The 11948-nt window shown below is 43.9% G+C and carries 10 protein-coding genes; 3 read left to right on the top strand and 7 right to left on the bottom strand.

Features of this window, described 5'->3' with window-relative positions; all coding sequences use genetic code 11:
- Nucleotides 1-53: 53 nt before the first annotated feature.
- Nucleotides 54-1673 carry an MASE1 domain-containing sensor histidine kinase gene (locus AACU59_RS08325; RefSeq protein WP_094144764.1) on the bottom strand — a complete coding sequence of 540 codons (1620 nt, stop codon included), beginning with the start codon at nt 1671-1673 and terminating at the stop codon, nt 54-56.
- An 8-nt stretch (nt 1674-1681) separates the two neighbouring features.
- Complete coding sequence (locus tag AACU59_RS08320) at nt 1682-2317, bottom strand: response regulator (RefSeq protein ID WP_013856877.1); 636 nt, start codon at nt 2315-2317, stop codon at nt 1682-1684.
- Between the two features lie 226 nt (nt 2318-2543).
- Here AACU59_RS08320 and AACU59_RS08315 point away from each other — a divergent pair, with 226 nt between their 5' ends.
- The 3 genes from AACU59_RS08315 to cobB all read left to right on the top strand — a co-directional run bounded on the left by AACU59_RS08315 (nt 2544) and on the right by cobB (nt 6608).
- Nucleotides 2544-4133, top strand: a complete 1590-nt coding sequence (locus AACU59_RS08315; RefSeq protein WP_094144765.1) for an ABC-F family ATPase — start codon at nt 2544-2546, stop codon at nt 4131-4133.
- 347 nt (nt 4134-4480) lie between these two features.
- Nucleotides 4481-5701: an ammonium transporter gene (locus AACU59_RS08310; RefSeq protein ID WP_094145881.1), complete on the top strand. Its 1221-nt coding sequence runs from the start codon at nt 4481-4483 to the stop codon at nt 5699-5701.
- Between the two features lie 169 nt (nt 5702-5870).
- Nucleotides 5871-6608 carry a Sir2 family NAD+-dependent deacetylase gene (gene cobB / locus AACU59_RS08305; protein WP_013856880.1) on the top strand — a complete coding sequence of 246 codons (738 nt, stop codon included), beginning with the start codon at nt 5871-5873 and terminating at the stop codon, nt 6606-6608.
- 31 nt (nt 6609-6639) lie between these two features.
- Here the strand turns inward: cobB and AACU59_RS08300 are convergent, their stop codons facing one another.
- The 5 genes from AACU59_RS08300 to potA all read right to left on the bottom strand — a co-directional run bounded on the left by AACU59_RS08300 (nt 6640) and on the right by potA (nt 11691).
- Nucleotides 6640-7677, bottom strand: coding sequence for an extracellular solute-binding protein (locus AACU59_RS08300; RefSeq protein WP_094145882.1), 1038 nt, complete (start codon nt 7675-7677; stop codon nt 6640-6642).
- A gap of 125 nt (nt 7678-7802) precedes the next feature.
- Nucleotides 7803-8837 carry an extracellular solute-binding protein gene (locus AACU59_RS08295; protein WP_029388221.1) on the bottom strand — a complete coding sequence of 345 codons (1035 nt, stop codon included), beginning with the start codon at nt 8835-8837 and terminating at the stop codon, nt 7803-7805.
- Nucleotides 8838-8943: 106 nt separating this feature from the next.
- Nucleotides 8944-9714, bottom strand: coding sequence for a spermidine/putrescine ABC transporter permease PotC (gene potC / locus AACU59_RS08290; protein WP_013856883.1), 771 nt, complete (start codon nt 9712-9714; stop codon nt 8944-8946).
- The gene (gene potB, locus AACU59_RS08285; RefSeq protein ID WP_026027331.1) at nt 9714-10571 is read right to left on the bottom strand and encodes a spermidine/putrescine ABC transporter permease PotB; all 858 of its coding nucleotides are present in this window, start codon (nt 10569-10571) and stop codon (nt 9714-9716) included. The genes potC and potB overlap by 1 nt, the downstream gene beginning before the upstream one ends.
- On the bottom strand, nt 10555-11691 hold the full coding sequence (potA, locus tag AACU59_RS08280; RefSeq protein ID WP_010320264.1) for a spermidine/putrescine ABC transporter ATP-binding protein PotA: 1137 nt from the start codon (nt 11689-11691) through the stop codon (nt 10555-10557). The genes potB and potA overlap by 17 nt, the downstream gene beginning before the upstream one ends.
- Nucleotides 11692-11948: the final 257 nt, after the last annotated feature.

Raw genomic sequence — 11948 nt, 5'->3', positions numbered from 1 at the left:
GGAGTGATTCACCAAATGAATGAGACAAAGTTATAAGTGACTAGGAAATTTTCCTAGTTTGGTGATATTGTGAGCGGTTTTGTGGGCAAGTTAACAGTTATGCGCGTCCCAAGCGGTATTTGGCTACGCTGCGATTCAATTAAAAATGTGCCACCCAGTGCGCTGACGCGTTCTTCGATGCCGAGTAAGCCTTGGCCTTTGCTGCGCCAATCGGAAGCTAAACCAATGCCATTATCACGCAGCTCGACACTGAACATGTCACCGGGAACAAGGCTTAATTGCACGGCTGATGCTTGTGCATGTTTGCACACGTTATTAAGCAGCTCTTGAATAATTCGATACAGTGTAACGGCCGTAATTTCATCTAAACGCTCTGCAAAAATTCCGAAATTCAGACGAAAATCAACGTGTCGTTCCGCAAATTTCATTTCACTTGCAAGCTGCCGAATTGCGCTCTCAAGCCCCAATTCATCAAGCGCATGAGGGCGAAGCTCGGTTAATAATTGACGTGTCGATGAGTGAATTCGTAGCGCGATCGTGTTGATCGTCTCAGCGATGTTGGTTTGTTTTTCATTTTGTGCCAAGCGACTAGCGAGCATGGATTGGATCTGTATCGCGGTGATATTTTGGCCAATTTCATCATGCAGTTCGCGTGCAACTGATTTTCGGATTTGCTCTTCAACCTTGACCAATTGCCGAGCCAGTTGCTGTTTGTTCGCGAGTTCGATTGCCAGCTTTTGGTTAATTTTAGCTAAGCGTTGCGCCAAGAAATATTGACGGCTAATCGCAATACCAAGCCCTAAACCAACAAAAGCCTGCGTCGCGATAAAACTTTGTAGTTCAATATCGGATTCAAATGAATCTGTCATTTGCCGTGCCGTAGCAAGCAAAATACTGTTCATTAGGCTAGCCAATACGCCGCCTTGCCAACCGTATTTATAAGCCATAAAAATATTGGGAAGCAGGAAAATGAGCAGGGCGATCGGTTTGAGCTGCTCTAGCAAGGTTAACTCCGCGATCAATCCGCCACTAAAAAAAAGCAAACACCACAGCAACGCAGAGGGGCGAAGTGTTACGTCCTGATGAATAAGATCGGGTGACAGTGGTCTCCAGATCTGCTGATGTAGATAATCGTACAGGAGAAATAAGAACGGAGTGAGCAGTATACCGCCGGTCAGAGCTGAAACGGTCGCTTGTGCCACGTAATGCAGTTCGAGGTTGAGCGGTTTGACCAACAGCAAAACCGAGCTTCCACATAAGATGCCGTAAACGACCGTCAACCCGGTAAGCGCCAACAGTTTTTTCCAATAAACGTGCAGTGATGTCCAGAGAGATTGAAAGGCAATCGCCAGCCAATAAGCGATCAATGCAAACAGTAGTAATAGATATTCATGAGCAGCGATAGCCAACACATGCCCGAGCAACGCCACTATAGCCATTTCGCATAAAGTGATCCCAAGCCAAAAACGACGTGGTGCAAGAGCGAGTGTGGCCAGCTTTAAGCCTGTGGGCAAAAACAGACCAGCCAGCAATAAATCAGGAGTTAAGTAGCGGCTGATGTTCCATAAACAAAACCAACCAATTGAATACAAAACGCATGCAAATGCATAGCTAAAGCCAGAGGAGAGAGACAACCGAGGTAAAGCTTCAGAAAATCGATGATGAAAATGCATAGTCGCTTCTATAACGTCTCGTTAACCAACAGTTGGTGAGTAATAGCAAAGCGGATGAGATCCACATTGTTGGTAAGCCCCAGCTTGCTTAAAATATTTGCCCGATGCACGTGAATCGTTTTGTGGCTAATTGATAAATCGTAACCAATCTCTTTGACGTCTTTGCCTAAAATCAGGTGATCAAACACCTCTCTTTCGCGTTTAGTTAACCCTTCAAGGACAGATGGCGTACCTGAAGCATTGCTTAGGTTAATTAAGGCATCGGCACACAAATAGCGATCACCATTAGCTACGGTACGAATGGCGCTCACTAACTCTCCAGGCCCACAACGTTTTGATAAATAACCACAAGCGCCAGCTTCTAGCGCTTTACTGACAAAGGACGCTGAATCATAAATAGAGAGAATGATGGCTTTAAAGTCCGGCTGAGCGCGGCGCAGTTTCTCTAACAACACAAGCCCACTTTCATCGGGCATTGAAATGTCGATAACTGCCACATCGATAGAAGCGTTCACCAGCGCACGAAATGCTTCGCGCGCGCTACCATACTCACTGTGGACATGAATGTCTGGTTCAACCGATAACAGTTGTGCAAAACCAGAGCGAACCATGAGGTGGTCATCCACCAAAGCAACTGAAATCATACGGGTATCCTATAGGTTTGCAGTGATAGTCGCAGATGTATCAAAAACCAGCGCAGGGGATGTGATTGCTCTCTCGAAACTTATGATCAGTGGCAGGTAGGCATTAAATGAGCGAGTTACTCGCACTACGAGGGCAGTGAAACAAAAACATCGCTTGCAGTTCGAGCCTTGAACAAGTAACGTTGCGCAGTTTTTTATACAATTCACATTTATTAAGGTACTGGTTTTGATCTCCACCGCGAATATCACTCAACAATTTGGCGCAAAGCCTCTGTTTGAAAACATTTCCGTTAAGTTTGGCGAAGGTAATCGCTATGGCCTGATTGGCGCTAACGGTTGTGGTAAGTCAACATTTATGAAGATTCTAAGCGGAGAGCTTGAACCTTCGAGTGGTAACGTTAGCTATGATCCTAACGAACGCGTGGCGAAACTGAATCAGGATCAATTCGCTTACGAAGAGTTCACGGTTATCGACACGGTAATCATGGGCCACAAAGAGTTGTGGAAAGTTAAACAAGAACGTGACCGTATCTATTCTCTGCCTGAAATGACCGAAGAAGATGGCATGAAGGTTGCGGATCTCGAAACTGAATTCGCGGAAATGGACGGCTACATGGCCGAGTCTAAAGCCGGTGAATTGTTGCTTGCAGTGGGCATTCCTCTTGAACAGCACTTTGGTTTGATGAGCGAAGTGGCACCAGGTTGGAAACTGCGTGTGCTATTGGCGCAAGTTTTGTTTGCTGAACCACACATCATGCTGCTTGACGAACCAACCAACAACTTGGATATGGATACCATTCGCTGGCTAGAAGATACGCTAAACCAACGTAACTGCACCATGATCATCATCTCGCACGACCGTCACTTCTTAAACAGCGTATGTACACATATGGCTGACTTGGATTATGGTGAACTACGTCTTTACGCGGGTAACTATGACGAGTACATGACAGCGGCATCGCAAGCGCGTGCTCGTCTGCTCTCTGATAATGCCAAGAAGAAAGCACAGATTGCTGAACTGCAAACTTTCGTTGCACGCTTTTCTGCGAACGCATCTAAAGCGAAGCAAGCGACGTCACGAGCTAAGCAGATTGACAAGATCCAATTGGACGAAGTTAAAGCGTCTAGCCGCCAAAACCCTTTCATTCGTTTTGAACAATCGAAAGAGTTGTTCCGTAACGCGTTAGAAGTTGAAAACCTTAGCCAAGGTTTTGAAAACGATCTGTTCAGTAACTTCAACGCCATTTTTGAAGTGGGTGAACGCGTAGCGATCATTGGTGAAAACGGCGTCGGTAAAACGACTCTGCTTAACACCTTAGCGGGTGTACTTGAGCCTCGTAGCGGCAGCTATAAATGGTCTGAAAACGCAAACATTGGTTACTACGCTCAAGATCACGCGCACGATTTTGCCGAAGATATGAACCTGTTTGACTGGATGAGCCAATGGCGTCAAGAAGGGGATGACGAGCAAGTGATCCGCAGCTTCTTAGGGCGCATGTTGTTTGGCCAAGATGACATCAAGAAATCCGTTAAGGTCATCTCTGGTGGTGAACAAGGTCGTATGTTGCTTGGTAAACTAATGATGCATAAGCCAAACATGCTGTTGATGGATGAGCCAACCAACCACATGGACATGGAATCGATCGAATCGCTCAACACGGCGTTGGAGAACTACAAAGGGACTCTGTTCTTCGTATCTCACGACCGCGTATTTGTGGACTCACTGGCAACGCGCATCATTGAAATCCGTGATAACAAACTGACCGATTTCAAAGGCAGTTATGCTGAATTCTTGAAATCTCGTGGCGTAAACTAATCCACAGTTTACTCTTAAGAAAAGGCTTCCTGCGGGAGGCCTTTTTAATGCCTGCAATCTGGAACGAGCCAAAAAAATAGAGTGCATTAAAATGGAGCGCACGTTCCAATTTGGTGCGCTTCTTATGAATGCGTTTATTCTTCCATCATGCAACAACTCCCTTGATATTTATATAATTCACTCTATTTCAATAAGTTATTTGATATTGAAAAGTTATTGATTCATTTGTTTATTTTGGAATGTATTTTGCTTTAAGGCTGTTCAATACCAACAACTCACTATATTGGTGAGAAAATAATCAAGTAGCACAGGATTGGTGCGCAACATTTCAATGGAGAATCACTAAGATGACTCAAACCGTAAGTCAGGTTCAAGGTGCCGTACAAGCCCTGACTCAAAGTTCTGATACGCTATTTTTGCTGCTCGGTGCAATCATGGTGTTTTTAATGCACGCCGGATTTGCCTTTCTTGAGGTGGGGACTGTGCGTAAAAAGAACCAAGTGAACGCGCTGGTAAAAATTCTTGCCGATTTCGGTATTTCTACAATCGCCTATTTTTTTATCGGTTACTGGATAGCCTACGGCGCTCATTTCTTTACTGATGCACAAACCCTTGCCCAAGGGAACGGCTATCATCTAGTTAAGTTCTTTTTTCTATTGACGTTTGCCGCCGCTATTCCTGCTATCGTTTCTGGAGGCATTGCCGAGCGCGCTCGGTTTTACCCGATTCTCATTGCTACTTTTTTCACCGTCGGGTTTGTTTATCCGCTGTTTGAGGGAATGATTTGGAATGGCAATTATGGCGTGCAAAGCTGGTTTGAAGCTCAATTCGGTGCTGCTTTTCACGATTTCGCTGGCTCTGTGGTCGTGCATGCAGTCGGCGGATGGATTGCACTTATCGCTGTCATGTTTCTAGGAATGCGTAAGGGAAGAGTACGTGCAGGAAAGCACACCAACTTTGCTCCATCCAACATTCCGTTCCTAGCACTGGGCGCGTGGATCCTTTGTGTGGGCTGGTTTGGTTTTAACGTCATGTCAGCGCAAACATTAAATGGAATTAGTGGATTAGTCGCGATGAACTCTTTAATGGCCATGACTGGTGGTATTTTAGCAGCGTTAATTGTCGGAAAAAATGACCCTGGCTTTATCCACAATGGTCCTCTAGCGGGATTAGTCGCGGTGTGTGCAGGATCGGACTTGATGCACCCACTGGGTGCCTTAGTGACGGGAGTGGTAGCGGGTGTTTTATTTGTTTGGTTGTTCACTCAACTACAAAACCGAACGAGAATAGACGATGTATTAGGTGTATGGCCATTACATGGTGTTTGTGGTGCATGGGGTGGGATTGCCGCGGGTATTTTTGGCCAATCATCACTCGGCGGCCTAGGTGGTGTCAGCCTCGCCGTTCAACTACTAGGAACCTTATTGGGTATTTCAGTGGCAGTATTGGGCGCCGCAATCGTTTATGGCTCTCTCAATGTATTTACTGGATTGCGTTTATCTGAAGAAGACGAATTTAACGGCGCGGATTTGGCTATTCATAAAATCTCCGCCATTAACGAAGATTGATTACATATAGACCGAAGTCGCGGGGTATTTCGGTCTATTTCATAGCTCGGTTTATGTCACAGAAAATAAGCAATCAATGGCCATTTTATACTATGGTCTAACCCTCAAAACTACTGTTGTTATTGCATCGGTGCTAAGCTAGCAAAAAAGCGTGCAATAAGGACATAGTATGAATTTCCCTTACAAGAATATCGTGATCCTCACGGGGGCAGGCATTTCAGCGGAATCAGGCATCAAAACATTTCGTGCTCAAGATGGGTTATGGGAAAACCATAAAATAGAGGATGTCGCGACCCCTGAAGGTTTCGCACGTGATCCCGATCTCGTACAGGATTTCTATAATCAGCGTCGTCGAAAACTCCAATCTGAATCAATACAACCTAATGCCGCCCACATCGCGCTTGGTAAATTAGAGCAAGAGCTAGAGGGAAACGTAACGATTATTACGCAGAATATTGATAACCTTCATGAGCGGGGTGGTAGCAAACAGGTGATTCATATGCACGGTGAGCTGCTTAAAGCACGCTGCAGCGTTTCTAACCAAGTAATAGAGCATAAAGACGACATTCTGAGCGGAGAGCTTTGTCATTGCTGTCAAATACCAGCTCAAATGCGACCTCATATTGTTTGGTTTGGCGAAATGCCACTGCGCATGGGCGATATTTATTCAGCACTCGAGACGGCTGATCTTTTTATCTCTATCGGTACATCGGGCGTTGTTTATCCTGCTGCAGGCTTTGTTCATGATGCCAGAATGCATGGCGCACACACCATTGAGATCAACTTAGAACCGAGTGCCGTTGAAAGTGAGTTTGAGGAAAAACGTTACGGTAAAGCCAGTATTGAAGTTCCGCGGTTAGTGGAAGAGATATTAGGGTTAGAAATGCCAAAAAAGAAACACGCCTAGAGTAGGCGTGTTATCTAAACATTGAATATGATCAATTATTTACTTTGAGCTTCTGGAAGTATTCGTCGTACAACACATTCGCTTCTCCCACCTCATCTTGCCAAAACCCGCTGTCCATCACAGATTGTGGAGGGAAGATATTAGGATCATTGGCGAAAGATTTGGGTAACAGTGAATAGGCTGTTTTAACGGGAGTTGGGTAACCAATTTCTAATGCGATTTTTGCTGCATTCTCAGGACGCAATAAGAAATCAATCATCTTATGAGCCGCATCAACGTTTTTGGCCCCAGCCGGAATGGATATGCTATCCATCCAGAAAATCGCGCCTTTTTCTGGCCAAATAATGTCAATTGAAGCGCCTTCTTGGCGGGCCATATACGCCGAGCCATTCCATAACATACCTAAAGAAACTTCACCCGCTAAAAAAGGGTTTGCCGGAAAGTCGGAGTTGAACACTAACACGTTTGGAATCAGTTTTTTAAGCTCTTCATAGGCCGCTTTAATTTCGTCAGGATCCGTCGTATTAGGTGAGTAACCAAGCTTACTCAGTGCAATATGGAACACCTCACGAGCATCGTCCATCATCATCAACTGACCTTCCCACTTGGCATCCCATAAGTCGCCCCAGTGTTTGATCAGTGATTTATCAAGCATATCGGTATTAATACCAATCCCCGTTGCGCCCCAGATATAAGGGATAGAAAATTTGTTGTTTGGGTCGAACGATTTATTGAGATAGTTAGAATCAAGATCAGCAAAATGAGAAAGCTTAGCGTGGTCAATCTCCTGCAGCATGCCTTCTTTACGCATTTTAGAAACAAAGTAGGTGGATGGCACGACAAGATCGTAACCGGAACCTTGAGTCTTTAACTTGGCATACATGCTTTCATTAGACTCATAGGTTGAGTAAATGACTTTAATTCCTGTCTCTTTGGTGAAATCTTCGAGAACGTCGTGGGGGATATATTCAGACCAGTTGTAAAAATAAAGCTCTTGATCTGCAGCCATTGCAGGCGTAGTGAATAGAGTTGCTGCGCAAATAGCGCCAGCATACAGTGTGCTTTTCATTACGTTTCCATTTTAGTCGGTGCCAAAGCTTAACTAGGCAAGGGTGCGTGATACGAAAGTGCAAAGTATACCAGTTTTAACGAAAATAGGCAGCTAGTGCTGCCTATTTCATACTTTTTGCGGAATTATTGACCCGCTTTTAACTTCATAAAGTAATCTTCATACTGCACGGTTTTTTCACCAACGGCAGATTGCCATTCAACACGATCTAAATCATCTTGAGATGGGAAAAGAGCAGGGCTGTCTTTAAATTTCTCATTAGACGCTTTCACGCCGGTTAAATAACCCGTGTCGCGAGAAATTTGTTCTGCAATTTCTGGACGTAGCAAGAAGTCGATCATCTTATGTGCGGCTTCTACGTTTTTGGCACCAGAACTGATAGCAAAGTTGTCAACCCAACCGATACCGCCTTCTTTAGGGAAAACAAGCTTAATTGGCAAGCCTTCTTTTTGCGCCGCTGCTGCAGAGCCATTCCACAGCATACCTAAGCCAACTTCACCAGAGAGGTAAGGAGCGGCAGGGTTATCTGAGTTAAATACCAATACATTAGGCATTAGTTTTTGCAGCTCAGCGTAGGCCTCATCAATTTGCTTTTCGTCCGTAGTGTTACCTGAGTAACCTAACTTACGAAGGGCAATGTGGAATACCTCACGAGTATCATCCATCAACATTAGCTGGCCTTTCAACTCTGGGTTCCATAGGTCACCCCAGCTTTGGAAATCATTGGGATCGTACATATCGGTATTAACCGCAAGCCCAGTGATAGCAACCACATGTGGAATTGAATAATCATTATTTGGATCGTAAGGTTTATTCAAATAGTTGTTATCAAGGTTTTTAAAGTTGCTTAATTTAGACTTATCAATCTTTTGTAACATACCTTCATCGCGCATTTTAGAAACGAAGTAGGTGGATGGAACAACAAGATCATAACCTTGGTTGTGTGTTTTTAGCTTTGCATACAAAGTTTCATTCGACTCATAAGTTGAATAAATCACTTTGATGCCGGTCTCTTTAGTAAACTGCTCCAGAAGACCACTGTTAATGTACGGCCCCCAGTTCATGAATACTAGTTCCTTGTTTTCGTCCGCTGTTACTGCTCCAGAGAACAAAGAAAGCGCACATGCACTACCAGCTAATAGAGTAGCCCATTTTTTCATTGACGTTAGCTCCAAACCAAACGTTGCCTATTTTTAGGCGTTAGATAGAAAAACAGAATGACGATTTGTCATTCTGTTTCGCGTAATGTATTACAAGATGTCGATTCTACTTCACTTTTTCCCTTGCTAACAACTGTGATGTGATTACTAGAGCTAAAGAAACAACTAACATCACGGTCGCCAGAGCGTTAACTTCTGGGGAAATCCCGACTTTAACCATAGAATAAATCTTCAATGGTAAAATTTCGTAAGTAGGACCAGTCACAAACGAGCTAATGATCACATCATCTAATGACAATGTGAAGCTCAGTAACCAACCAGCCGCAACCGCTGGTTTCGCTAATGGCAAAATGATTTTGGTCAAAATCACCCATTCGCCAGCACCGAGATCTTTGGCAGCTTCGAGCATCTTTACATCAAATCCGTTGAGGCGACTGTAAACAGTCACAACAACGAAAGGTAAGCAGAATGTAATGTGTGCAATCAACAAAGTAAGAAAACCTAGCTGAGCACCTAACACTAAGAATAGCGCAAGTAGCGAAATTGCCATGACAATATCTGGGGACATCATCACAACAAACAACATACCATTAACTGCACGTTTACCTTTAAATTGATAACGAAAAAGGGCTACAGCAGTTAAACTGCCAATCAGCGTCGCTGCTGTGGCTGAAAAAACCGCTACATTCAGCGAGTGCCATGCTGCCTGAACTAAGCTGTCGTTTGCAACTAAAGCGTGGTACCACTTCGTAGTGAAACCGCCCCATTTAATGCCAAATTTGTTGTCATTAAATGAGTTTACAATCAGCACTATGATCGGTAGGTATAGAAATACATACACTAAACTCATAAAGCTAAATCTAACTGTTTTGCCCATTAGTCTAGCTCCACTTTCTTATTCAATAACTTACCAGCACGATAGTATGCATAAAGCATTACAGCCATTGCCAGAGTCAAGGCAATGCTGGTCGCGGCGCCGAATGGCCAATCACGAGCATTCAATACTTGACTCTTAATCACGTTACCAATCAGCAGGTTTTTCGCGCCACCGAGTAAGTCCGCAATATAGAACATACCTAATGCTGGCAGTAACACCAATAAGCAGCCCCCGATGATACCCGGCATGGTCAATGGCAATACTACCTTGAGCAAAGTTTGAAGCTTATTTGCCCCTAGATCTCGCGCGGCTTCAATGTAGGTATCGTCCAATTTTTCAATAGCAGAATAGAGCGGAAGAATCATAAAAGGCAGCAAGATGTAAACCAAGCCAATCATTACCGCTGTCTCGGTGTACATAATACGCAGTGGTTTGTCTATGATGTCTAAAGCCATTAAAGCTTGGTTTAAGATGCCTTGCGTGCCCAGCACTATTTTTAATCCGTAGGTACGGATAAGAGAGTTCGTCCAAAAAGGAACAATCACCAAAAACAGCATAATTGGACGCCATTTTTGAGGCATTTTTGCGACAATGTAGGCAAATGGATAACCAATAACCAAGCAGAGAAGGGTAGCCACAATTGCCATATAGAAAGAGTGCATGAGCACTTTGGCGTAAAGTGGATCCAATAGGCGTGTATAGTTATCAAGCGTGAAGGTCATTTCAATTAAGTTGGCTTCATCGCGAGTCAAAAAGCTAGTACCAATGATCATAACGTTAGGGATTAGCACAAACAGCACTAACCACCCAACAATCAATGTGATAATAGCATTTTGAAGATTAAGCTTCTTGCTCATCATCGAGTACTACCTCCCAGCTTTCAACCCAAGTGATAGCGACTTTCTGGCCGAGAGAATGGTCCACATCAGGATCATCTTCGTTAAAGAATTCGCTAACCGTCACGCGCATGCCTGATTCTTCCAGTTCGACTACAGATTCTAGAGTCATGCCTTTGTAGGTACGTTCTGTCACGTGTCCAACAATGCCTTTTTCTTCTGACTCTTTAATCTCTTCGATGCGAAGATCTTCAGGACGCAGCAAAACTTGTAGTTTGTGTCCGGGTTGTACATTTTGATCGTGGTAAACCACCGCTTCAACACCTTCGATATGTGCACGAATACGCTTATCGTCAATTCGTTCAATCGTTTCAGCATTAAATACGTTGATCTCACCGATGAAGCGAGCAACAAATAGGTTTTTAGGGTCTTCGTAAATTTCACGTGGAGAGCCATCTTGCTCAATTTTCCCTTCACGCATAACAATAATGCGATCCGACATTGATAAAGCTTCTTCTTGATCGTGCGTAACGAAGATAAAGGTGATCCCAAGCTGACGTTGAAGCTGCTTAAGCTCCATTTGCATCTGCTTACGCAGTTTATAGTCAAGCGCGGATAAAGATTCGTCTAGCAACAGAACCTTAGGTTTATTAACAACGGCACGCGCGATAGCGATACGTTGTTGTTGACCACCAGAAAGTTGACTTGGTTTACGCTGGGCCATCGCGTCGAGGCGTACCATCCGCAGTGCTTCCATCACACGGGGTTCAATGTCCGCCGTTGGCACTTTTTGCATACGCAAACCAAACGCGACATTTTCAAATACTGTCATATGTGGGAAAAGTGCATAGCTTTGAAAGACGGTGTTAACGTGTCTCTGTTCAGCAGGAACTTTTGTAACATCTTGATTATCAAGAGTAATTGAACCTTGATCTGCGGTTTCAAAACCTGCAATCATTCTTAGTACTGTTGTTTTACCACAGCCAGAAGGACCAAGTATCGTTAAGAATTCGCCATGATTAACATCAAGGTTTAGGTTGCCAATGATTTCCTTACCATCGAAACTTTTACTGATACCAGAAAGACGAACTACTGGTTTTCCTACTGATTTTTTTACGTTCAACGTCTGTTTTTCTCCCACCTTGGTCTATAGGGATGCCTATCTTACGACCTGTCGCTATACACAATTGAGGCGCGCATCATAATCACCAAAAGAGTGAATTCAAAGCGTTTTCTTATATTGATACAGAAAAAGTTTTGTAGGTAGCAGTAAAGATTGATTACCATACAGAACTAACTAACTGTTCAATGCTTTCAAGTGGTTAATTATCAACCAAACACATAATAATGCAAGATCAGTTTAGGCTTCTGATTTTGGACTAGAGTGTATTGCAGTAT

It is taken from the genome of Vibrio sp. V23_P3S9T160, assembly GCF_963886625.1.
In the GTDB taxonomy this organism is placed as follows: Bacteria; Pseudomonadota; Gammaproteobacteria; order Enterobacterales; family Vibrionaceae; genus Vibrio; species Vibrio anguillarum.
The sequence above is the reverse complement of the archived record's forward strand: the minus strand, read 5'-3'. Positions and strand labels throughout refer to the sequence as shown.